Origin of the sequence: Bacillus cereus group sp. MYBK195-1 (genome assembly GCF_051916605.1) — a bacterium.
In the GTDB taxonomy this organism is placed as follows: domain Bacteria; phylum Bacillota; class Bacilli; order Bacillales; family Bacillaceae_G; genus Bacillus_A; species Bacillus_A cereus.
The window spans coordinates 122,959-146,610 of record NZ_JBQAGZ010000002.1; the positions used below are offsets into that span (position 1 = coordinate 122,959).

Sequence of the window (23,652 nt, forward strand, 5' to 3'; positions counted from 1 at the left end):
TAAATAATGATTACTACGAAAGAAAGAGGAGGATCCCCCTAGATGAATCCAAATAATCGCTTAACAACAAACCAAGGTGCTCCAGTTGGAGACAACCAAAATTCTCGTACAGCTGGTCGTCGTGGACCAGTATTATTAGAAGACTATCATTTAGTAGAAAAACTTGCGCACTTTGATCGTGAACGTATTCCGGAGCGTGTTGTGCATGCACGTGGTGCAGGTGCTCACGGTGTATTCGTAACGAAAAATAGTATGAAGCAATATACGAAAGCAGCATTTTTACAAAATGAAGGAACTGAAACGCCTGTATTTGTTCGTTTTTCAACGGTTATTCATGGTCAAGGTTCTCCTGAAACAGCACGTGACCCACGTGGGTTTGCTGTTAAATTTTATACAGAAGAAGGAAACTACGATATCGTAGGTAATCATTTACCAGTTTTCTTCATTCGTGATGCAATTAAATTCCCTGATATGGTACATTCCTTAAAACCAGCACCTGATACGAATATTCAAACGCCAGATCGTTATTGGGATTTCATGACGTTAAGTCCAGAATCTACACATATGATGACATGGGTATTTTCTGATTACGGTACACCAGCAAGCTATCGTGAAATGGAGGGTTTCGGCGTCCATTCATTTAAATGGATTAATGAAGAAGGTAAAATTGTTTATATTAAATACCACTGGAAACCACAGCAAGGTGTACGTAACTTAAATGCGAAAGAAGTGCAAGAAGTACAAGGGAAAGACTTCAATCATGCAACTCGTGACTTGTTCGATGCAATCGAAAAAGGAAATTACCCAAAATGGGATTTACACGTACAAGTTATGCAATTAGATGAAATGGACTCTTTAGACTTTGATCCACTAGATCCAACGAAAGTATGGCCAGAAGATCGCTTCCCATTAATGGAAGTAGGGACAATGACGTTAAATCGTAATCCGAAAAACTTCTTTGCAGAAGTAGAGCAAGTAGCGTTCTCTCCAAGTGCAACTGTAAATGGTATTGAGCCATCGGAAGATAAATTATTACAAGGTCGTTTATTCTCTTACCCAGATACACAGCGTTATCGTCTTGGTGCAAATTACTTACAAATTCCTGTAAACTGCCCATACGCAGCTGTTCAGAATCAACAACGTGATGGTGCGATGCAAGTGAATCAAAACCCATCTACAATCAACTACGAACCGAGTCGTCATGCAGAGAATCCAGTTGAAGACAAAGCTTACCGCGATTCAACTATGAAAGTAGAAGGCTATGTATCTCGTGAAAAAATTGAGAAACCAAATGACTTCAAACAAGCAGGTGAGCGTTACCGTTCATTCTCTAAAGAAGAGCAAGATAACTTAATTGCAAACTTAACAAATGATCTAAAAGACGTAAATGAACGCACAAAATTATTAGCTGTTTGTAACTTCTTCCGTGCAGATCAAGAATACGGTATGCGTTTAGCGCAGACATTAAATGTTGATATTACGCAATATGTAGGAAATGCTCCGAAATAAATAGGAAAAGACGACTGGGCTTTGGTCGTCTTTTTTGTGTGTAAATTTATGCCGGGGTATTTTTCATCTTCTTCATGTTGGAATTTTTTGGTAAATGGGTATCCTGTGTCGGAACGTCGATATATTCCTGACAGTATATTAAAAAGAGATGCAATCTACTACCGATAGATTGCATCTCTTTTTTAGTTTGCTCGCTCTGCATGTTCATAAGCCTTCTCACCATGCATTGAAATATCAAGACCCATGTGTTCTTCATGTTCATCTACTCGAACAGGGAGGAAGAAGTTGATCGCTTTAATAATGGCATACGTCATGATGATTGTGAATGCATATGTTGCGCCAATCGCTATAAGTTGTTTAAACAGTAACGCGGCGTTTCCGTAAAACAATCCGTTCGCACCATCCCCGTTTACGGTAGTAGTTGCAAATAGTCCTGTTGCAATACCGCCCCAAGTTCCTCCGATGCCGTGGCATCCAAAGGCATCAAGTGTATCGTCATACCCAAATTTTGTTTTTAAGAAGAAAACGGCGCCAAAGCATAATATGCCACCAATTGCTCCGATAAGAAGGGCGGAGAAAGGTGTAACGAACCCGCAAGCTGGTGTAGTAGCGACTAGACCAGAAACAACTCCGCAAGCAGCTCCCATTGCGGTCGGTTTTGATTGGAAGAACCATTCAGAAAGCATCCAAGTTAGAGCGGCGGCAGCGGCGGCTATATTTGTATTAATAAATGCAGTTAAAGCTACGTCGTTTAAGGATAATGCGCTGCCGACGTTAAAACCGAACCAGCCAAACCATAATAAGCCTGCACCTAACATTGTAAATGGCAAATGGTGAGGAGAAGAACCATTTATGTTTTTTCGTTTTCCAAGGAAAATAGCTAATACAAGACCAGCAACTCCGGAAGTGATGTGAACGACGTTTCCGCCAGCGAAGTCTAGTGCACCAAGTTCTCTTAGCCACCCGCCAACGCCCCATACCCAATGAGCGACAGGATTGTAAACGATCGTTGTCCATAGAAGGATAAAAATAAGAAAGGCAGAAAATCGCATTCTTTCAGCAAATGCACCTGAAATTAAAGCTGGAGTTAAAATGGCGAACATGAGTTGAAACATCATGAATAAATTGTGAGGAATAGTAGATGAGTAGTCTGGATTTGGTGCGTAGGTAACTCCGTTTAGACCGAACCAATCAAGTGTACCGATAAGCCCGTGCCAATCTGGTCCGAATGATAAAGAATAGCCGATAACAATCCATTGAATCGAAACGATAGCCATTGCGCTATAACTATGCATCGTTGTGCTGAGTACATTTTTGCTGCGAACCATACCTCCATAAAAAAGTGCCAATCCTGGTGTCATCAACATGACCATTACTGTCGTCACAAACATAAAAACTGTATCTCCCATACCTATGATCTCTCCTCCTGTAATGTTAGAAAAAATAACATCTATTTGTTATGTTTCATATCATATTCGAAATTAAACCAAAAATCAACTAAAAATTCAGAAAATTATATGCATGATGTTATGAAACCTAACATGAATTATTTTGTTAGGATTAAAATCGACATATGCGTTTCATTCGGATAATTGGTATAATATTCTTACAATTAAAAAGCTTGGGGGATGCGTGTGGGAAAAATACGGACTAGGAAACTATTCATTTGTTTTTGCTTAGCTGTTGTTTTGTTTGTACCAATACATACTTTTGCAGACGAAAAAAGAGAGTGGCGAGATGAAGTTATATACTCCATTATGATTGATCGCTTCAATAATGGAGAACCGAAAAATGACAAACAGTTAGAAGTTGGTAATTTAGAAGGGTATCAAGGAGGGGATATAAGAGGAATTATAAAAAGGTTGGATTACATAAAAGAAATGGGTTTTACTACCGTTATGCTTTCGCCGCTTTTTGAAAGTGGAAAGTACGATGGATTAGACGTGCGAAATTATAAAAAGGTAAATGAACATTTCGGGACAGACAATGATGTGAAAGAACTTGTAAAAGAAGTTCATGCAAAAGGAATGAAAGTTGTATTTCAATTTCCGTTTGGAGAAAACGAACAACAGGTAATTGACGCAATGAAATGGTGGATAAAAGAAGTTGATTTAGACGGAAGTTATGTTATACATAGTGAAAAAAAGCCGCGTTCCTTTTGGGATAACGCGCAAAAAGATATGCAAGTGATAAAGAAAGATTTTCGTATTATGACAAAGGAGGATAGCGAATACAACGAAAAAATAGTAGAGTCGTTTTCTAAAGCAGATGTATCGGTGAAATCGTTATACGATGTGAGTAAAAAAGAAGGAGAATTTGTTACGTTCTTAGATAATCAAGAAACAAAAAGATATGCGCGTATTGCAAAAGAACATATGTATTATCCGCCATCACGTTTAAAACTGGCGCTTACTTATTTGTTAACATCACCTGGAATTCCGAATTTTTATTACGGAACTGAAATTGCATTAGATGGAGGAAGTGTACCCGATAATAGACGATTAATGGATTTTAAGTCAGACGAAAAGTTTATGCAACACATAGCAAAACTAGGTGAACTTAGGCAGGCGAGACCGTCTTTACGACGCGGTACGTTTGAGCTTCTGTATGATAAGAGCGGGATGAGCATACTAAAACGAAAATATAAAGATGAAGTAACTTTAGTAGCAATTAATAATACGAAAGAAACACAAAAAGTCTCCTTACCTGCAAGTGCAATTGGTGAAAAACAAGAGTTAAGAGGATTGTTGCAGGATGAAATTATAAGAGAGGAAAACGGAAAATTTTATCTCGTTTTAAAGCGTGAAGAATCAAACGTGTATAAAGTTAAAGGAGAAACAGGTGTGAATTGGTTATTTATCTCCTTAATCGTTGGGGTGAATGTATTATTTATTGCGTTTTTAATTGCAGTTAAAAGGAAGCGTAGATGAGAAGTTGCTGGCTCTATGTTCATGTCTTCTTATTGTATATGTAAGTTTGTTCGGTGGCGCGATAGTGTTTATTCTGTTGATATGAAATTTCTTAAGAGAAACGATGTGAGAATGAAAACGTCCCTAGTGAGAGGAGGGCCAGGTTAGGAAGGGGATTTTCTTCCTAACCTGTTTTTTGTGTTAGCACCGATGGGGAAGAATCTTTGAAACAATCAATAATTGCAACTATATTAATTTTACATTACATTAAAAGTTAGAGAATACTCTTATACTAATACAGTGCTAAATAGTAGGTGGAAAAATGGAATTTTACGATTTGGGTATTACCATTAAAGAGCTTAGAATTAAAAAAAATATATCACAATCCGAATTATGTCATGGAATATGTTCGCAAAGTCAAATTAGCAAAATAGAAAAAGGTGTGATTTATCCATCTAGTATATTGTTATATCAATTATCAGAAAGACTTGGTATTGACCCAAATAATATATTTGCATTAACTCAAAACAAAAAACTAAAATATGTAGAAAATGTAAAATGCGTAATAAAAGATTGCTTAAAGCAAAAACAATATAATGAACTTTATGAAATCGTGAAAAAAGAGAAAGATGAAAAGAATTTCCAGGCAAAAGAAGATAAACAATTTCTCCTATGGCATGAAGCAATTGCTATATTTGAGGCGAACAGATCCATAAAAACTGCTTTAAAGCTTTTAAATAATGCATTAAAACTAACTTTAACCAATGTTGATTTTTTATCAGAAAGAGAAATAGATATTATGCAGACAATGTCTATATTTTATGCGGAAAATAAAGAATATGATAAAAGTATTACTATATTAAGAAGGTGTTTAACTAATTTTAATAAGTTAGATTTTCCGAGAGATAAAGCGATTAAATTAAAAATCATTTTTAATTTAGCGAAATGTTTAGGTATGACCTATCAATATGAAGAGGCGGTAAAATACATTGATAAAGGAATCAAATTAGCTATTAATCTAAATACTTTATACTTATTAGGTGAACTTTACTATTTAAAGGGATGGAATTTATTAAGATTTAAACAACAGAATGAAGAAGATATTGCAAATAACATGAAAAAAGCATTATTTATATTTGAACTAACAGAAAAAGAAAATCTGATAAAAATGGTTAAAGAAAAATATTTTGAAAACCAAAATGAAAAAAGCCACTCATAATTCATTTGGGGATTACTTGAAATATAATAGAACCTACAGGGAAAATCCCTGTAGGTTCTAAACTTATAAACCTTCTTCTAAAATATTAGTGTTTAATATAAATTTTTGAATAAGAGTTTACTTAGTGTACTTTTTATTTTGAAGTCTGCATCTTTATTAACCATTTATGCTTCTTTTTAACTCCATCCAAATATAATTAAAATTAAGATGGTTCAAGTCGGAGGAAGGCGCTTTGGGGTGTCTTTTCTTTAGACCTTTATCATTAACTATTTAATGTTTTTTTAAATGATTACATGACATAGTTTTTTTGTACCAAGCTTTGTTGATACAGTTAGACTTATCCGTTAGTGAATTCGCATTATTAGAACATCCTACAGTATTTAGGGAGAATGTGGCCAATAAAAACCATAGTATTAATTTCTTCATATAACCACTTCTAACTCTTTTTTAATTAACATTTTTAAGTTCCTTATTAATTTTACATTACATTAAAGGTTGGGAAATATTCTTATACTCATAAATTGTTACGTTTTGGCGGGGGAGGAATTATGAGTTACAGCGATTTTTAAGATGACTTTGGTCTAGGGTGTAGTTACTAAGAAAAGTAATTCAAATCGAAGGGGAAACGTCTTGAGGTGTCTTTTTCTTATTTTCAATAAGGTCTGCTAAATACATGTATAAAACAAATTCTACAATAAGGCCTAGTTTAATCATACGGTCACTTGTAAAGTATGCGTATGGTTAGACCCTGTTCACTTAGCAATTTTCACCGCATATACCTTTTTCTATAGTTTGTTCTCGTAATATTGTCTCTACAAGACAAAAAAGAAAACTCCTCTAATTAAGAGGAGTTTTCTTTTTAGCGGTAGTTAATGAACTGTACGTCGATTGGTAAATCAGCGCTACGAACAGCTGCGATTACTGCTTGTAAGTCATCACGGCTTTTTGCTGTAACACGTACTTGATCATCTTGTACTTGTGTTTTTACTTTTAATTTCATTTCTTTAATGATGTTGTTAATTTTTTTCGCGTTATCTTTATCGATACCTTGTTGAAGTGTTGCGCGTTGGCGAACAGTGTTGCCAGTTGCAGCTTCAACTTTTCCGTAATCTAAGTTCTTAATTGGAACGTTACGTTTTACAAGTTTAGAGATAAGAACGTCTTTTACTTGCTCTAATTTAAACTCGTCATCAGAAGTTAAAACAAGTACTTCTTTTTCTAATTTAATATCACTTTTACTTCCTTTAAAGTCATATCGGTTTTGGATTTCTTTTAATGCGATGTTAATTGCGTTTGTTACTTCAGGTAATTCTACTTTCGAAACGATGTCAAAAGAACTATCTTTTGCCATAGTTAGCACCTCCAAATAAATTTCTAATCTTGTTATGTACTGTACATACTAAAGTATATCTGAAAACGAGTCTAGACTTAAGTGTTTTCGTACTTATATTCATGTAACCTCATTTTATTATAGTGAATTTTGGGCAGTTGGACAAATATAGGAAAAATCATGTTATAATTAACTTTTGTTTGGAATGATAAAAAAGATAATTTTATATATATAGAAGGGAATTAAAAAATATGTATTTGCAAATAGGATCGATTGAACAGGTAACTGTTTTACGCGAAACGGAAATCGGATATATGGTTGGGAATGAAGAAGAAGAAATTTTCCTACATAAAAACGAAGTAGCTGGAGAAATTGAAGAAGGCGATATGATTGATGTATTCTTATACCTTGATCACCAAAATCGTATTTCAGCAACAATGAAGGAACCAATTATTACAACTTATGATTGGAACTGGGTAAAGGTTGTAGAAGTTATTCCTAGTTTAGGTGTGTTTGTTGATATTGGTGTGTCAAAAGATATACTAATTCCAGCTGATGAGTTCCCGATTTATATGCCAGTATGGCCAGAAGTAGGCGACGAATTATATTGTACGTTAAAATTAACGAATCGTGATCGTTTAATTGCTCTTCCGGCAAGAGACAGTGATATGCAAGAAATTATCGTAGATGCAACGCCATCTATGCGTAATAAAAACGTAAATGGACGTGTATATCGTTCGCTTCAAGTAGGTTCATTCGTTTTAACAGATGAACATTTCCGTGCTTTCTTACACCATACAGAAAGAAAAGAACAAGTCCGCATCGGTCAGCGTGTAACAGGCCGTATTATTGACGTAAAAGATGACGGTACAATTAACATTTCACTTCTTCCTCGTAAAGAAGAAGGAATGGAAGACGATGCTGCAGTAATTTATGCATATATGGAAGAACGAGGCGGAGCAATGCCGTTTTGGGATAAGAGCCATCCAGAAGATATTAAAGAACGCTTTAACATGAGTAAAGCTGCATTTAAGCGTGCACTTGGTAAGTTGATGAAAGAAGAAAAGGTTTACCAAGAAGAAGGTTGGACTTACTTTAAGAAATAAGATAAAAGATTAAAAAGCACAACCTTATCTAAAAAAATAAGGTTGTGCTTTTTTAATTTCCTTGCGGAGAAACAAGAGTAAATGTATCTTTCAAATCACTATCATTTATTTTAATATTTGCCTTTTTTAATTCCTCTTGTAACAATTTTTTGCTGAATACAGGATCAGCAGTACGTTCTTCCTCTAAGTTTTTGCGAATAGAGTTTTTTACCTCATCGTAAGGTTTTAAATCTTTTTTATCAGTTAATTTAATAACGTGATAACCGTTTGATGATTTTACGGGGTTGCTAATTTGTCCAACATTTAGTTTGTAGGCAGCCGTTTCGAATTCAGGAGCCATTGTACCTGAATTGAAGTATCCAAGGTCTCCGCCTTTATCTTTTGATAGTAGATCTTGTGATTCTTGTTTTGCTAATTCTTCAAATGAAGCACCAGCATCTAGTTTACTCTTTATTTCTTTCGCTTCATTTTCGTCACTTACTAAAATGTGACTCGCTTTAATTTCTGGCTTATAGTGGTCTTTTACGTCTTTCTCTGTAATGCTTTTCTTAATTGCTTCATTCATAGCAAGTTTGAACTTAATTTGATTTTTAAAATCCTCTTCATCTTTTAAACCGTTATTTTCTAATACTTTTTTGAATTGATCTCCATATTGTTTTTTTACTTTTTCTACTTCTTTATTTACCTCTTCATCAGATACTTTATATTTTTTTGTGATGACGTCTTGTGCCATCATTTCGTATAGCATGTCTTTTCCGTAACGATCTTTCAATTGTTTTTCGAAGTTATCCTTTGTAATGGTCGAGTCTGTTGCTGTAGCGACTGTAGCTGAGCCGTTTTTTTGTCCGCAAGCAGATAACATCAATATACTTATTAGTGCAGTAATAATGAAAATATGTTTCCCTCTCATGCCAACACCTCATCCGAATATGTTATCGCTATTGTAGAATATAGAAGTGAACATGAAGTGAATTTTTAATGTTTTTTTCCTTTAAAATGTAAAAAAGTACATCAACATAATTGTTGATGTACGATGGAATCAAAGGTGATCGGTCTTTTTAGAGTATGCACGTTTACCTTGCTGAATATTTTTTTGCTCTTGCTCATTTTTTTGTGTGCGTTTTGCGTTATTATCGCGTGCTTTTTTGTCGTTATCACTCGTATGTGGCATATGTATCAACTCCATTTCTAAACGTTGTACGTTTATCATTTCCTTTTTCGTAAAGACTATGTATAGCGGTGCATTTATGAAGGGTAAAGGTGGATTCCAAATGGATTTGAAGTTGAATTATACTGAACTTATAAAGAAGTTAATCGTTGTAATCATCGCAGGTTTATTAAACGCGATTGGGATGAATTTATTTTTAACGCCAGCAAAAGTGTATGCGAGCGGCTTTGCTGGATTGTCTCAATTATTATCGCAAATATTAGGTGATTTTTTATCGATTCACATATCTACGGGAGTATTGTTTAGCTTATTTAATATTCCTGTCGTTATTTTAGCGTGGAAAAAGGTTGGAAAGGCCTTCACCTTTTTTAGTTTTCTTTGTGTTATATTTATGACTCTGTTTCTAGAAATCATCCCTGTTAGAGCGGTTTCGAATGATATCATATTAAATGCGATTTTTGGCGGGATTATTTCGGCAATTGGAGTAGGGATTGCTTTAAAGTGGGGTGCTTCTACAGGTGGATTAGATATTATCGCCATGATTTTATCAAAAATAAAAGATAAGCCTGTCGGTACATACTTTTTCTTTTTTAATGCAATTATCATTATCGCTGCTGGCTATGTATATGGATGGGAAAAAGCGTTGTATACGCTAGTGACTTTATATGTATCAACGAGAATTATTGATGCAATTCATACTCGTCATGTAAAGATTACAGCATTAATTGTTACGAAGAATGGGACAGACGTAAGAAAGGCGATTCACTCGCGATTAGTAAGAGGGATTACAACGATACCAGCAACAGGTGCTTATACGAATGAAAATAAAGAAATGTTAATGATGGTTATTACCCGTTACGAGTTATACGAATTAGAGAGGATTATTAAACAAGTGGACCCAGGTGCATTTACAAATATACTGCAAACAGTTGGGGTGTTCGGATTGTTTCGGAAAGATTAAAGAGGACCAAAGTTGGTCCTCTTTTTTAATGTAAATTCGTGATGTTTTGCAATTGCTCTTGCATTTCACGGAGCTGAACTTTTTCAGCAGTTGAAGAGTTTGCGTAAGCGGATTGCAAAGCATTTTTTGCTCTATACACGAGATCTTGTTGCTCAGTACCGCTTGAACAAGATACGGCATTTTCAACAGCATCTCTAGCTTGTTGGAATAGTAAGTTCCCCATTTAAACCCCTCCAAAAGAAGAGTTACTTCTTGCTTTTTCTGCCTCAGCTAATGTACCTCTGTACGGGAATCTTGCATCATGCTTCATAACAGCATCGGCTCCTTGTTGGATAAAACGTTTTGATTTGTTCTTTTTACCCATTCGAAAACCCCCTTTATTTAGCTGAAAACAATCGACGCAATGTCTCATGCGTCTACTTATAGTATGGACATTTGGCAGGAAACTATAAGTAGGGAATTTTTAGATTACAACCCAAGAACCTCTTCTAAATATAAAGCAATACCATCTTCTTCGTTCGTTAACGTCGTATGGTTTGCGAGTGATTTTAATTCAGGGATGGCATTTCCCATTGCGATGCCGTGACCAGCAAATTCAATCATTTCAAAATCATTATCTTCATCACCGAAAGCGATAATTCGCTCTTGTGGAATGTTGTAATGACTAGAAATTTTTTGTAATCCAACCGCTTTATTTAATCCGCTTTTCACAATTTCAATAATTGGCCAAGGTGCGCCCCATTTTCTATGGTCGATTACTTCCGCGTGCATATCGGTTAAATGTTGACGAATTGCAGTAGAATGCTCGTCATGTGCGTCAATTAATAAGCAAGTTGGATGATCGTTTAAAATATTTAATAAGTCTCCCGTAAAAATCTTAGGAGAGCCGAATTCGAAAATATGTTTTTTATCTTCATCAATTTCACGAACATACACATCGTCCATTACTTCCGCGTATATATTTTTTACGCCAAAATCAAAGCAAGCTCGGACAATTTCTTGCGCTGTTGCTAGCTCAAGAGGAGAGTGATGTGTTCCCCAGTTTGAATCAAGAGGATGATGTACGTAAGCGCCGTTAAAGTTTACAATAGGTGTGTTAAGATCAAGTTCTTTATAGTAATCATAACTAGCACGGAATGGACGTCCTGTTGAAATAACAACAATATGTCCCTGTTCCTTTGCTTTTGCAATTGTATGTTTCGTTCGAGTGGAAATTATTTTGTTGTCTGTTAATAAAGTGCCGTCTAAGTCTAATGCGATTAAATGTTGTTTGTTCATAATTTCACCTCTTATAATAATTTTTTTGTATCTATCTGTATTTCCGTTTTTAATATGCAGAAATAAGAGGTTAGACTCGGTGAAATCACCATAGATGGAAATTTCACTATATATCCATCTTACGTCTCAAAGTGCTGTGGTGTCTACTATTTATCGTTGGAAATTAAGAAAAGTCAACATCTTTTTAGAAAGTTCAAACAATGTTTCTTTCATTATGTACAAATTGTGAAAAGGGTTACATTGCTCGTGTGATGAGACATATAATGAACATGTAATCTTCTCGTATATGTTTGACTCTCCTTTGAAACTAGCCTAGAGTAGGTTGGTTTCTTTTTTTTTCTACAAGTAAGAAAGAAATCCCTGCTTACGCTTGTGTCATTCATATATATGTACAAGAATGAGATGTAGTACTGTTTCCTAAACATGACAGAAAAGCTTTCTTTTAAAATGGATATACTAATGAGGCAAGACGTCATGGAAGGAGAATGAAGATGGGACAAAATCGCAGGTTTCGTTCTGGACAAAAAGCGCCGAATGATGGCATTTACGTAGAAATTGGTGAAACGGGAAGTATGGTGAAAGATCCGCAAATGGTGAAATTAACTGCCGGTGAAAAGTTTCCGGATAACACGAATCATAACCGCCAGTGGACATATAAAAGAAAACCGTAACAGAAGCCGCAATCGTTATTGCGGCTTTTTGTCGTTACACATTGTAATTTCATTTACCGTATTTTTTAGCAGTATAATGAATGCTCTCTTTTTCTTTTTCCAATAATAAGTTTGAAAATACATAGGCAAAATTATTGTATAAAAAAGTCAATTGGCGTATAATCAAATCAAAGGTCAAAGAAAGTCAAACTTTTGGAGGGCTGTAAAGATGGACTTAAATCAAATGACAACAAAAACACAAGAGGCGATTATGAGTGCCCAATCTTTAGCGGTATCTCACCATCACCAAGAGGTGGATACTGTTCATCTATTACTTGCATTATTAGAAGAGCAAGATGGATTAGCAGTACGTATATTTCAAAAAATGAATGTTGATATAGAAGCATTAAAGCAAGGTGCTGAAAGTTTAATTAAAAAGAAACCTTCTGTAACGGGGAGCGGTGCAGAAGTTGGAAAATTGTATGTAACGAGCGCTCTGCAACAACTGCTTGTAAGAGCAGGGAAAGAAGCAGAAAAACTGCAGGATGATTACATTTCAGTAGAACATGTATTGCTTGCTTTTTCTGAAGAAAAAGGCGATATAAATCAATTATTTACAAGATTGCATATTACGAAAGATAACTTATTACAGTCTTTAATGACAGTTCGGGGGAATCAAAGAGTGACTAGTCAAAATCCAGAAGCAACTTATGAAGCGTTAGAAAAATATGGCCGTGATTTAGTAGCGGAAGTGAGAGCAGGGAAAATCGATCCTGTAATCGGCCGTGATAGTGAAATACGACGTGTAATTCGTATTCTTTCACGTAAAACGAAAAACAATCCTGTTTTAATTGGGGAGCCAGGTGTTGGTAAAACAGCAATCGTTGAAGGGCTAGCACAGCGTATCGTGAAAAAGGATGTACCTGAAGGATTGAAAGATAGAACGATTTTTGCGTTAGATATGAGTGCGCTCGTAGCTGGTGCGAAATTCCGTGGTGAGTTCGAAGAGCGTTTGCAAGCTGTATTAAATGAAATTAAAAAGAGTGAAGGCCGCATTTTATTATTCATTGATGAACTTCATACAATTGTTGGAGCTGGTAAAACTGAAGGTGCGATGGATGCAGGAAATATGTTAAAACCGATGCTTGCACGTGGTGAACTGCATTGTATCGGGGCGACGACACTCGATGAATATCGTAAATATATTGAGAAAGATCCAGCTCTAGAAAGACGTTTCCAACAAGTATTAGCAGAAGAACCAACTGTTGAAGATACAATTTCAATTTTACGTGGATTAAAAGAACGCTTTGAAATTTATCACGGTGTAAATATTCATGACCGTGCGATTGTAGCAGCGTCAGTTTTATCAGATCGATATATTTCAGATCGCTTCTTACCAGATAAAGCAATTGACCTTGTTGACGAAGCATGCGCAACAATTCGTACAGAAATTGATTCTATGCCGACAGAATTAGATGAAGTAACGCGCCGCATTATGCAGCTGGAAATTGAAGAAGCGGCTCTTGGAAAAGAAACGGATCGTGGTAGCCAAGAGCGTCTAAAAACATTGCAACGTGAATTATCGGATTTAAAAGAAGTTGCAAGTGGTATGAGAGCGAAATGGGAGAAAGAAAAAGAAGACATTCACAAAGTTCGTGACTTACGTGAACATTTAGAACGTCTGCGTCGTGAATTAGAAGAAGCAGAAGGTAATTACGATTTAAATAAAGCAGCCGAACTTCGTCATGGGAAAATTCCAGCAATTGAAAAAGAGTTAAAAGAAGCGGAAGAAATGGGCGCGCATAATAAACAAGAAAATCGTTTATTACGTGAGGAAGTAAGTGAAGAAGAAATTGCAGATATTGTTTCACGCTGGACTGGTATTCCTGTTGCGAAACTCGTGGAAGGTGAACGCGAGAAATTATTACGCTTAGAGCAAATCTTATCAGAGCGTGTCATCGGACAAGAGGAAGCAGTAAGCTTAGTGTCAGACGCAGTTCTTCGTGCTCGCGCTGGTATTAAAGATCCGAACCGCCCGATTGGTTCTTTCATCTTCTTAGGACCAACAGGTGTTGGTAAAACAGAACTTGCAAAAACGCTAGCCCAGTCTTTATTCGATAGTGAAGAGCAAATGATTCGCATTGACATGTCTGAGTATATGGAGAAACACGCAGTGTCACGCTTAATTGGTGCACCTCCTGGATATGTAGGATATGAGGAAGGTGGTCAATTAACTGAAGCGGTAAGACGTAAACCATATTCCGTTGTTTTATTAGATGAAATTGAAAAAGCACATCCAGAAGTATTCAACATTTTATTACAAATGTTAGATGATGGGCGCATTACAGATTCGCAAGGTCGTACAGTGGACTTTAAAAATACAGTTATTATTATGACTTCAAATATCGGATCTGCTCATTTACTAGATGGATTAGAAGAAGATGGTTCGATTAAAGAGGAATCAAGAGACCTTGTAATGGGGCAATTAAGAGGACATTTCCGCCCTGAATTTTTAAACCGTGTTGATGAAATTATTTTATTCAAACCTCTTACAACGAATGAAATTAAAGGCATTGTTGATAAAATTGTAAAAGAACTACAAGGTCGTCTAGCTGACCGTCACATTACAGTAGCATTAACAGATGCAGCAAAAGAATTTGTTGTGGAAGCTGGTTTCGACCCAATGTACGGAGCTCGTCCACTAAAACGATACGTACAGCGTCAAGTGGAAACGAAATTAGCACGAGAATTAATTGCAGGAACAATTACTGACAATAGTCACGTAGTTGTTGATGTAGAAAATAACGAATTAGTCGTTCATGTGAAATAAAAATAAAAAAAGAGTTCGGATAAAATCCGGACTCTTTTTTTAGTGTTGTTCTACTGGTTCGTTTGGAATTGTAGCTGAAATTGCTAGTACTAACACAGCAAGAACAACTGAGAAAATAGACGCTTGGTTAAAGTCGTATGTACCGCCAGTCATAGAGCCGATTACATAGCTCATCATATGTACAAGTAAGAACGACCAAATTAATGCCCAAATGAAACGCATATTTTACACCTCTATTCGTTCAATCTGTCCTTATTGTAACACAATTGAAAAAAGAATATAGAAAAATATTTGTAGATTTTTCAACGCAAATTTGCATTCCGTTCATACATTATAAAAGAGTGGTTTTATATGTTTAGAAAATAAGGCGGGGGAAAAATGAGTATTACGGAACGTTTTTTTTACTTAGAAAAAGAACCATGTGTCATTTATTTACCGGAGAAGCCAAATGGATTTTCTGTAATGCTTCTTGGTGATTACAACTACTTTATTGAGAATGGTACAAGTTTATGGACACAGCATGCGGGTAGATCTTATTTTTTACATGGCCTTATTGAGCAAGGCTACACGGTCTTTTCTTCTAATTTATACGGAAGACATTGGGGAAACGACCAATCTGTTCGTCTAGCAAAACGTTTATATGACGTTGTGTTGAGAAAAGAGACATTGAATGCGAAAATGCACATTATGGCAGATGGTATGGGAGCACTTGTAGCACTTGAAATGATGAACAAATATCCTGAGTGTATACGCTCTGTCATTATGTTAAATCCGTGTTTAGATTTACCAGAATATGTGGAGTTTGAGAAAGAGCATAAGTTTTTTTACAAGAGACTGGTGAAGGAATTAAGTTTGGCGTATGATTCCAAAGAAGAAGAATTAGAATTAAAAATAAATAAGAAATCATTTACGCTTCTTCCATCTTGTGTACCTGTTAAAATTTTCGTATCAACACAAGAAAAAAGAGGAAGAAAACAGCAGTTGCGTAGATATGAGAAAATGAGGCAACTAAATCAATGTGATACTTCTGTCTTGTTCCATCTGCAAGATGTGAAATATAAAATGGTTAGGCAAACGACCGATTTCTTTAAAAAATATGAAGAAGAATTATGAAGCTCCCATATACATAAATGAGGAGCTATTTGTTTCAGAGGGAAAGGGTTGGTGGTATGGAACGCGTGCTGATAATAGGTGCACTTACGTTTGTAGGTTATCACCTTGTAAATAAAATGATTGCAGAAGAAGTGGAAGTCTATGGTCTTGATTTTGATGAATTCGATAGTATGACCAAAATTAATGAAGAGAAGTTATTATTAATTGGGCGAAATGCGTTATTTACGTATTATTCGATAAGAGATGAAGATGGATGGAGATCGGTTGAGGAAGAGAGATTCGATACTGTTTACTTTTGCTTATATGAGCCAAATCAGCAAAGTGGATTTCGGAATGAAAGAGTCATATTACAATATTTAAAGCGAATTATAAGAATGTGTGAAGAACAAAAAGTGAAGTTAAATTTAATTTCTTCTATTGAAGTAGGCAGTACAGATGAATCCGAAAATAAGCGCCTATTTTTGAAAGTAGAAGAAGGATTGAAAAAAGGGAATTTACAATATAGTGTATTTCGAGTTCCAACATTATATGGACCGTGGCAACCGTCCTTTATGATGTTTCATCAGCTTATTTTATCAGAATTAGTTGAAAAAGAGTGCCGTTGTACGATTGAGGAAAAGGGGAATGATTTACTTTACGTTGAAGATGTATGTGAATACTTATGGGAACATGGAACGAACGGGGCGCATCTTGGTATATACAATTTACTTAGTGGTAAACAGTCATTATGGGAAAAAGGGATGAATCTTTTACGCGCGGATGATAAAGTAAATAAAAATAATAGCGAAGTAAGAGATGAGGCTATCGAAGTAATTTCGATAAAAAGAAATACTCCGTTAGAATACGGTTTAAATAAGCAACTGGCACACATGAAAAAATATAAAGAGTTATACGAAGGGTAGTACGCGTGTTACACTATTGTATGTGAAAGTTTTAATGGAAAGGAAGAGTATAATATGAACGAAAAAAGCATGCAGTTTTTACAAATCGCAATGAAGCATTTACCGGAAGCAAAGGCAATTTTAGATGATAATGGAATTGCACTTGATATGGAGAAGGCACAGCCGGTGTTAGAGTTGTTAATGAAAGTTATGAACGAAGCTTATGAGCTTGGGAAAGCAGATAAAGAATAAAAAGCATCTTTTTAAGATGGAAGAGAGGCCCGAACCGTGGATAGAAGCGGTCAGGGCCTTTTTTATTCTCGCCTGGGGGAAAACCAGAGATATGAAGAGGATAAAGGAAAAGTAGTGAGGAGAACTCTCTAGTTTAGAAGGAAAGCAGATAAAGAATAAAAAGCATCTTTTTAAGGTGGAAGAGAGGCTCGAACCGTGAACAGAAGCGGTTTGAGTCTTTTTATATTTGAGAGGTATGTTTCTGTTTCTTTTAATGAAAAATAAAGTAGATAATGCGTTAGCTTTCTGTTTTATGCGAAATATATTCTAGACAAAAATACATTTATGTTTTAAAATTAGTACCAAGTCATAATAATTGATATAAAACGGAGGGCTGCGATGTGAACGTGGGCATTTTAGGGATCGGAAGATATGTGCCAGAAAAAGTAGTCACAAATCACGATTTAGAAAAAATAATGGATACATCCGATGAATGGATTCGTACGAGAACGGGAATTGCAGAAAGACGCATTGCCGATGATACAATAGATACTTCATATATGGCCGTAGAGGCTGCAAAAAAAGCACTTGAAGATGCAGGGGTTAGCGGAGAAGATATCGATCTTATTTTAGTGGCGACAGTAACACCAGATCGTGCGTTTCCAGCAGTAGCTTGTGTCATTCAAGAAGCGATTGGAGCGAAACATGCAGCTGCAATGGATGTAGGTGCAGCATGCGCTGGTTTTATGTACGGAATGATTACAGCGCAGCAATTTATTCAAACGGGGACTTATAAAAACGTATTAGTAGTTGGTAGTGATAAGCTATCTAAAATTGTAGACTGGAATGATCGAAATACAGCGGTATTATTTGGAGACGGAGCCGGTGCTATCGTAATGGGAGCAGTTTCAGAAGGAAGAGGCGTTCTATCTTTCGAATTAGGAGCAGACGGAAGCGGCGGTAAGCATCTATATCAAGACGAGTATGTTATGATGAATGGCAGAGAAGTCTTTAAATTTGCCGTTCGTCAACTTGGTGAATCTTGTCTTCGCGTGCTGGATAAGGCTGGTCTTACAAAAGAGGATGTGGATTTCTTAGTACCGCATCAAGCGAATATTCGTATTATGGAATCTGCAAGAGAGAGATTAAATTTACCACAAGAAAAAATGAGTATGACAATTGAAAAGTTTGGTAATACATCGGCTTCTTCAATTCCGATTGCAATGGTAGAGGAATTGCAAAATGGACGTATTCAAGATGGTGATTTAATTATACTTGTTGGTTTTGGTGGCGGATTAACATGGGGAGCAGTCGCTCTTCGTTGGGGTAAATAAGGACTGAGAGAAAAAAAGGAGTGTATTTTGTATGGAAAAAAAGAGGGTCGTAATTACAGGACTAGGAGCTGTTACACCGGTCGGAACAGATGTTGAAACAGCATGGGAAAACATTAAAAAGGGTGTATCTGGAATCGGACGACTTACAAGAATTGATCCGGAACTATTTCCAGCAAAAGTAGCAGCAGAAATTAACGACTTTGAAGTCGAGAAATATATTGATAAAAAAGAAGCGCGCCGTATGGACCGCTTTACACAATATGCAGTAGCAGCAGCGAAAATGGCAGTTGCAGATGCAAAGCTTGAAATTACAGAAGAAAACGGACCTCGAATTGGTGTATGGATTGGATCAGGTATTGGCGGTATGGAAACATACGAAGAACAATTTAAGATTTTTACTGAGAAAGGCCCACGCCGCGTGAGCCCATTCTTCGTACCGATGATGATTCCGGATATGGCAGCAGGTCAAGTATCAATCGCAACAGGAGCAAAAGGAATTAACACTTGTTCTGTAACGGCTTGTGCATCTGGTGCAAACTCAATTGGTGATGCATTTAAAGCAATTCAGCGTGGTGATGCTGATGCAATGATTACAGGCGGAGCAGAAGCACCGCTAACAAGTATGGCATTCGCAGGATTTAGCTCAGCGAAAGCATTAACATTTAATGAAGACCCAGCAACGGCTTGCCGTCCATTTGATAAAAACCGTAGCGGTTTTGTAATGGGTGAAGGCTCAGGTATTCTAATTCTTGAAGAATTAGAGCACGCATTAGCGCGTGGTGCTCACATTTACGCGGAAATTGCTGGTTATGGTGCAACTGGAGATGCGTTCCATATTACAATGCCTGCTCCTGGTGGTGAAGGCGGAGTGCGTGCAATGCGTCAAGCTTTAGCTGATGCAGGCCTACAGCCAGAAGATATTGATTACATTAATGCGCATGGTACAAGTACGGATGCGAATGAAAAATATGAAACGATGGCAATTAAAGAAACTTTCGGTGAGCACGCGTATAAAGTAGCGATTAGCTCAACGAAATCAATGACAGGTCACTTATTAGGAGCAGCTGGTGCTGTTGAAGCGATTTTCTCTATTAAATCAATTACAGACGGAGTAATTCCGCCAACAATTAACTATGAGACACCAGATCCAGAATGTGACTTAGATTACGTACCGAATCAAGCGAGACACCAAGAAGTAAATGCAGTATTAAGTAACTCATTAGGATTCGGTGGTCATAACGCAGTGTTAGTATTTAAATCGTATAAATAATAGATGAAATAAGGAGTTTTTTCGCAATATATTGCGAAAAAACTCCTTATTTATTTTTACGCCTTTTTCTCCTGTAGCATATACATAAGAAAAAGGAGGGATAGAGATGGGGATTGTTGAAACAGCTGAATGGCTACATTTATATTATGGACGGCCAGAAAAACTTTGTGAGAAATTTACGAAGTATATTCCGTTGCCAAAAGAAAGGTTGTATCGCTTTTTAATTTCAAAAGGGATGTATCGCCCGATCATGCGCGGAGAAAAGGAAATTAAAGAATTAGAGGAAAAGGAAATTTGGAAAGAATTGAGCCTGGAGTATGATAAACTGAAAAACTGGTTAAAAGGTCCAGATGTCCCTGTCTTTATTTTATTATCAGATTCCTATAATCGAACTGTACAAGAAGAGTATAACGGTAGGGCGGGATTATCTATGCGTCATGTTATTTTCTTATTCGTATGTGGACGGAATTCGGTAGAAGAATTAAAAGTGTTATTAGCGCATGAATATCATCACATATGCAGGTTACATCAAATTGAGACGAAAGAAACAGAATATACATTACTTGATACGATGATTATGGAAGGGCTAGCTGAACAAGCAGTAACAGAAAGGTATACAGAAAAAAACAATGCACCGTGGACGGCGTATCTTTCAAAAGAGGAGGCTATTTATTATTGGAAAAATATTGTACATGAAAGAATAAGTATAAAACGAGGAACAAGGGAACATGACATCTTATTAAATGGCTTTCACTCTTATCCGAAGATGCTTGGCTATGCGCTTGGATTTCATATTGTCAAAGATTGTGTAACTTTGGAAGGAGAAGATACACTTTCTTTATTATCTATAGATGCAAAAGAAATATTGAATAAAGCAAGTACATTTCATATATAAAAAAACAGGAGTTCTATTTCCTGTTTTTTTAGTATTAATAGAAGAAAAAATAATAATTAGAATATATTTCCTCAAGTGGAATAAAGTTAAGCAAAAATGAACATAATGATTGGTACAAACAGTAGTGAAGTGAGGGGTAGTGAATGTTATATCTACATGATGTATGGGTAAATTGGTTTGAAGGTGAAGAAAATGGGTATAACGTTTGTCATTTTTACGAATGGCGGAAAGATGATACGATTGAGCTATTAGATCAAGTGCCATTATTAAAAGTAGATGCCACATTATATCATTACATCGAGAACGAATTGTTAGAGCTTCCGCAAAAAATGCTGGAAGACGTACATCATAAGGCTTATATTCGTAAAAATCATGAACGTTTGCAGCAAGAGTATTGCTTTGTTGTTACAGATGGAAAAGGAATTATTGCGATTGACACAATTGGTTACAATGTACCAATTCGCAAAAGCAGACTTATACCACGCCAAGAGCAGATGGTATATGAGATGGTAGAAAACGTACAAGCAGAAAAGTATGAGTTCCAAGTAGAAGAAACAGAAAAAGAACATCACATTTTATCACCATCGCCTTTCATTATGAATGGCTTGACTCGTAAAGAAAGACAGCTAAAACAATTATTATTTATGGCGTTAGATCAATTACATACAACGAAAAATACAGCAGAAATTCGCTATTGGTTCACAGAGTGGGATCCATCAGCATATGGAATGGTTCAACATATGGAATTTGAAGATATTTGGGTTAAGCTGTATGATGAAGCGAAAACAGGCTGGTCTGATAAGCATGAACAATTATGCGAGCGTCTCGTAAAAGGACAGCCATTTTTTGAAAAGTTATGGGAAATGGAAAATGAGCAAAAGGTAAATTAAAAAACCGCCAATTGGCGGTTTTTTAATTTTGTAGAAATCCAGCTCCGGCAGCAAGCTCTTCGTGTCTAAGAACCTTTCGCATAAGAAGACAAAAAGCGTCTTCTATGCGAAAGAACCTTAGCCAGTCAGAGCTGAACGAGCTGCCTCCGCTTTATATGTTACCTACGTTTTCTGCTTAGTCCCATTGCGTTTTCTACTTTGCGTAGTTGTTTGAATGCAACGCGGTTTGCTTTTTCTGCACCTTTGTCTAGAATTTCGTCTAGTTCTGGTGAGTTGATTAGTTCGTTATATTTGTCTTGGATTGGACGAATTGCTTCTACGACTACTTGCGCTAGGTCGCCTTTGAAGTCGCCGTATCCTTTTCCCTCGTACATTGCTTCAATTTCTTCAACTGTTTTTCCAGAGAATGAAGAGTAGATTGTTAATAAGTTAGAGATACCAGGTTTGTTTTCTTTATCAAATTTCACAATACCTTCAGAGTCAGTAACAGCACTCTTAATTTTCTTTTCAATTGTTTTTGGTTCATCAAGCATACTGATCATTGATTTTGGATTCGGATCAGATTTACTCATTTTCTTCGTAGGTTCTGTTAATGACATAACGCGAGCGCCTACTTTTGGAATACGAATTTCAGGAATTGTGAACACTTCACAGAAGCGTTTGTTGAAACGCTCTGCTAGGTCGCGTGTTAATTCCATATGTTGCTTTTGGTCATCACCAACCGGTACGATTTCAGTGTTGTAAAGTAAAATATCAGCAGCCATTAATGGTGGATACGTAAGTAATCCAGCTGGAACTGAATCTCTACCCGAAGCTTTATCTTTATATTGCGTCATACGTTCTAATTCTCCAACGTAAGCAACAGATTGCATGATCCATCCTAATTGAGCGTGTGCTGGTACTTCTGATTGTACAAATAAAGTAGCTGTTTCAGGATCGATGCCGCATGCTACATAAAGTGCAGCAAGACTGCGGATGTTTTTACGAAGTCCGACGGGATCTTGAGGTACTGTAATCGCATGTTGGTTTACAATACAGAAATAACAGTCGTGTTCATTTTGAAGCTCTGTAAACTGCTTCATTGCGCCTAAATAGTTTCCAAGTGTAATCGTTCCACTTGGCTGAATACCAGAAAAGATAACTGACATAAGTAATTCCTCCTAAAATTGAATGCGTGATGGGGGGGGGAAGAGAAGGCAAACAAAAAAGCCCATTCATCCCAAAAACTATAGGGACGAATGGACCGCGGTACCACCCTAATTATTTCACTACTGTGAAATCTCTCTAATCCATAATAACGTTAGGATATAACGCCAAAGCCTACTACTTTCGGTTCGGTTTGGTGCTCAAAAGCCCATTCCATACTGTACAATTACTTGTTCACACCAACCACAAGCTCTCTGAAATTGCCTCAATATGTACTCTTCTTTATCATCGCATACATATAAATTTATTTATTGTTACTTGAGCTCTTTTAATATGAAAGAACTAAAGTTTTATAACAAAATGTTTTGCTGATTATTATATCATATGGGATAGTGTTTGCAAACTACATCAAAATAGTAAAGCTAATGAGGGTCGAGAACAACCCAAGGAAGATACCTGTAATACAAATTGGATATGTCCATTTGAATGAATATGTTTTATAAATACGTTCTTTCTTATCTGTAGGGTCCTCGACTTCTTCAATTAAAGAGTCAATCTTTTTGTTCGTACCAAATACTCTTTGGAATGCGTAAATGGTTACATTGAAAAAACCATTTTGAAATATGTATAAAAAACCGCCGATAAGAATAAAAAACAGTGCAATATAAAACAAAATGTTGACAAAGTTCAACAAAAATTGAGATGAAATGAGGAATGCACCAATACTAGAAGCAATCATCGCTATAAAAATTAGTATACAAGTATGAAAAAAAACTTTATTCAAAATATTCCCCTCCGTCAAAATATTACTAGAATTATTATACTATAAAAGCTATAATAAGTACTAGGATTAATTTTTTGAAAATTATACGCAATTAAAGGTCTGATTTTAAGATGATGGTAGCAATGTTAATGTATCCCTTTACGAAAAA

At 36.2% G+C, this 23,652-nt stretch carries 24 protein-coding genes and 1 other annotated feature; of the genes, 14 read left to right on the forward strand and 10 right to left on the reverse strand.

Annotated features, from left to right (window positions below):
- The first annotated feature begins 42 nt into the window (after window positions 1-42).
- Window positions 43-1,509 (forward strand): catalase KatB, encoded by a 1,467-nt coding sequence (gene katB, locus ACTFRY_RS10250; RefSeq protein ID WP_098616875.1) that lies wholly within the window; start codon window positions 43-45, stop codon window positions 1,507-1,509.
- A gap of 182 nt (window positions 1,510-1,691) precedes the next feature.
- Here the strand turns inward: katB and ACTFRY_RS10255 are convergent, their stop codons facing one another.
- Window positions 1,692-2,924, reverse strand: a complete 1,233-nt coding sequence (locus tag ACTFRY_RS10255; protein ID WP_098616874.1) for an ammonium transporter — start codon at window positions 2,922-2,924, stop codon at window positions 1,692-1,694.
- Between the two features lie 213 nt (window positions 2,925-3,137).
- Here ACTFRY_RS10255 and ACTFRY_RS10260 point away from each other — a divergent pair, with 213 nt between their 5' ends.
- Together ACTFRY_RS10260 and ACTFRY_RS10265 are read left to right on the forward strand one after the other, a co-directional pair.
- Window positions 3,138-4,439 (forward strand): alpha-amylase family glycosyl hydrolase, encoded by a 1,302-nt coding sequence (locus ACTFRY_RS10260; protein ID WP_098616873.1) that lies wholly within the window; start codon window positions 3,138-3,140, stop codon window positions 4,437-4,439.
- A gap of 301 nt (window positions 4,440-4,740) precedes the next feature.
- On the forward strand, window positions 4,741-5,637 hold the full coding sequence (locus tag ACTFRY_RS10265; protein WP_000397894.1) for a helix-turn-helix domain-containing protein: 897 nt from the start codon (window positions 4,741-4,743) through the stop codon (window positions 5,635-5,637).
- Window positions 5,638-6,496: 859 nt separating this feature from the next.
- Here the strand turns inward: ACTFRY_RS10265 and ACTFRY_RS10270 are convergent.
- Window positions 6,497-6,988, reverse strand: coding sequence for a YajQ family cyclic di-GMP-binding protein (locus ACTFRY_RS10270; protein ID WP_001040149.1), 492 nt, complete (start codon window positions 6,986-6,988; stop codon window positions 6,497-6,499).
- Between the two features lie 230 nt (window positions 6,989-7,218).
- Here ACTFRY_RS10270 and ACTFRY_RS10275 point away from each other — a divergent pair, with 230 nt between their 5' ends.
- Entirely contained in the window at window positions 7,219-8,073 is an 855-nt protein-coding gene (locus ACTFRY_RS10275; RefSeq protein ID WP_098616872.1) for a CvfB family protein, read from the forward strand.
- Between the two features lie 52 nt (window positions 8,074-8,125).
- Here ACTFRY_RS10275 and prsA read toward each other — a convergent pair whose 3' ends face one another.
- Entirely contained in the window at window positions 8,126-8,983 is an 858-nt protein-coding gene (prsA, locus tag ACTFRY_RS10280; protein ID WP_001214216.1) for a peptidylprolyl isomerase PrsA, read from the reverse strand.
- Between the two features lie 129 nt (window positions 8,984-9,112).
- Window positions 9,113-9,244: a DUF3941 domain-containing protein gene (locus tag ACTFRY_RS10285; protein ID WP_001120851.1), complete on the reverse strand. Its 132-nt coding sequence runs from the start codon at window positions 9,242-9,244 to the stop codon at window positions 9,113-9,115.
- 100 nt (window positions 9,245-9,344) lie between these two features.
- Here ACTFRY_RS10285 and ACTFRY_RS10290 point away from each other — a divergent pair, with 100 nt between their 5' ends.
- Window positions 9,345-10,202, forward strand: coding sequence for a YitT family protein (locus ACTFRY_RS10290; protein ID WP_000364437.1), 858 nt, complete (start codon window positions 9,345-9,347; stop codon window positions 10,200-10,202).
- Window positions 10,203-10,227: 25 nt separating this feature from the next.
- On the opposite strand, the gene ACTFRY_RS10295 is transcribed toward ACTFRY_RS10290, so the two are convergent.
- The 3 genes from ACTFRY_RS10295 to ACTFRY_RS10305 form a co-directional block, all read right to left on the reverse strand.
- Window positions 10,228-10,425 carry a DUF3813 domain-containing protein gene (locus ACTFRY_RS10295; protein ID WP_000527407.1) on the reverse strand — a complete coding sequence of 66 codons (198 nt, stop codon included), beginning with the start codon at window positions 10,423-10,425 and terminating at the stop codon, window positions 10,228-10,230.
- Window positions 10,426-10,566, reverse strand: coding sequence for a hypothetical protein (locus tag ACTFRY_RS10300; RefSeq protein WP_000516816.1), 141 nt, complete (start codon window positions 10,564-10,566; stop codon window positions 10,426-10,428). It lies immediately after the preceding gene.
- A gap of 104 nt (window positions 10,567-10,670) precedes the next feature.
- Window positions 10,671-11,480, reverse strand: coding sequence for a Cof-type HAD-IIB family hydrolase (locus tag ACTFRY_RS10305; protein ID WP_001041232.1), 810 nt, complete (start codon window positions 11,478-11,480; stop codon window positions 10,671-10,673).
- A gap of 491 nt (window positions 11,481-11,971) precedes the next feature.
- Here ACTFRY_RS10305 and ACTFRY_RS10310 point away from each other — a divergent pair, with 491 nt between their 5' ends.
- Both ACTFRY_RS10310 and clpB read left to right on the forward strand, forming a co-directional pair.
- A complete protein-coding gene (locus ACTFRY_RS10310; RefSeq protein ID WP_000531421.1) occupies window positions 11,972-12,151 on the forward strand; it encodes a YjzC family protein in 180 nt (59 codons plus the stop codon).
- Between the two features lie 208 nt (window positions 12,152-12,359).
- Window positions 12,360-14,960 carry an ATP-dependent chaperone ClpB gene (gene clpB / locus ACTFRY_RS10315; RefSeq protein ID WP_098616871.1) on the forward strand — a complete coding sequence of 867 codons (2,601 nt, stop codon included), beginning with the start codon at window positions 12,360-12,362 and terminating at the stop codon, window positions 14,958-14,960.
- 39 nt (window positions 14,961-14,999) lie between these two features.
- Here the strand turns inward: clpB and ACTFRY_RS10320 are convergent, their stop codons facing one another.
- Window positions 15,000-15,182: a YjzD family protein gene (locus ACTFRY_RS10320; protein ID WP_001211117.1), complete on the reverse strand. Its 183-nt coding sequence runs from the start codon at window positions 15,180-15,182 to the stop codon at window positions 15,000-15,002.
- 156 nt (window positions 15,183-15,338) lie between these two features.
- On the opposite strand from ACTFRY_RS10320, the gene ACTFRY_RS10325 reads away from it, so the two are divergent.
- From ACTFRY_RS10325 to ACTFRY_RS10355, 7 genes are all read left to right on the forward strand, one after another.
- Entirely contained in the window at window positions 15,339-16,073 is a 735-nt protein-coding gene (locus ACTFRY_RS10325; protein ID WP_000028714.1) for a hydrolase, read from the forward strand.
- Between the two features lie 29 nt (window positions 16,074-16,102).
- On the forward strand, window positions 16,103-16,975 hold the full coding sequence (locus tag ACTFRY_RS10330; protein WP_001986101.1) for an NAD-dependent epimerase/dehydratase family protein: 873 nt from the start codon (window positions 16,103-16,105) through the stop codon (window positions 16,973-16,975).
- Window positions 16,976-17,029: 54 nt separating this feature from the next.
- Entirely contained in the window at window positions 17,030-17,206 is a 177-nt protein-coding gene (locus tag ACTFRY_RS10335) for a ComZ family protein (protein ID WP_001986215.1), read from the forward strand.
- Between the two features lie 380 nt (window positions 17,207-17,586).
- On the forward strand, window positions 17,587-18,519 hold the full coding sequence (fabH, locus tag ACTFRY_RS10340; protein WP_001100533.1) for a beta-ketoacyl-ACP synthase III: 933 nt from the start codon (window positions 17,587-17,589) through the stop codon (window positions 18,517-18,519).
- 31 nt (window positions 18,520-18,550) lie between these two features.
- A complete protein-coding gene (fabF, locus tag ACTFRY_RS10345) occupies window positions 18,551-19,789 on the forward strand; it encodes a beta-ketoacyl-ACP synthase II (protein WP_000412656.1) in 1,239 nt (412 codons plus the stop codon).
- A 106-nt stretch (window positions 19,790-19,895) separates the two neighbouring features.
- Window positions 19,896-20,684: a DUF2268 domain-containing protein gene (locus ACTFRY_RS10350; protein ID WP_000513275.1), complete on the forward strand. Its 789-nt coding sequence runs from the start codon at window positions 19,896-19,898 to the stop codon at window positions 20,682-20,684.
- Between the two features lie 143 nt (window positions 20,685-20,827).
- The gene (locus ACTFRY_RS10355) at window positions 20,828-21,574 is read left to right on the forward strand and encodes a YjbA family protein (RefSeq protein ID WP_000966128.1); all 747 of its coding nucleotides are present in this window, start codon (window positions 20,828-20,830) and stop codon (window positions 21,572-21,574) included.
- 158 nt (window positions 21,575-21,732) lie between these two features.
- Here ACTFRY_RS10355 and trpS read toward each other — a convergent pair whose 3' ends face one another.
- Both trpS and ACTFRY_RS10365 read right to left on the reverse strand, forming a co-directional pair.
- Window positions 21,733-22,722 (reverse strand): tryptophan--tRNA ligase, encoded by a 990-nt coding sequence (trpS, locus tag ACTFRY_RS10360; RefSeq protein WP_098616870.1) that lies wholly within the window; start codon window positions 22,720-22,722, stop codon window positions 21,733-21,735.
- Between the two features lie 79 nt (window positions 22,723-22,801).
- Window positions 22,802-23,018: a binding site (T-box leader), on the reverse strand.
- A gap of 105 nt (window positions 23,019-23,123) precedes the next feature.
- Window positions 23,124-23,504, reverse strand: coding sequence for a DUF3899 domain-containing protein (locus ACTFRY_RS10365; RefSeq protein ID WP_098616869.1), 381 nt, complete (start codon window positions 23,502-23,504; stop codon window positions 23,124-23,126).
- Window positions 23,505-23,652: the final 148 nt, after the last annotated feature.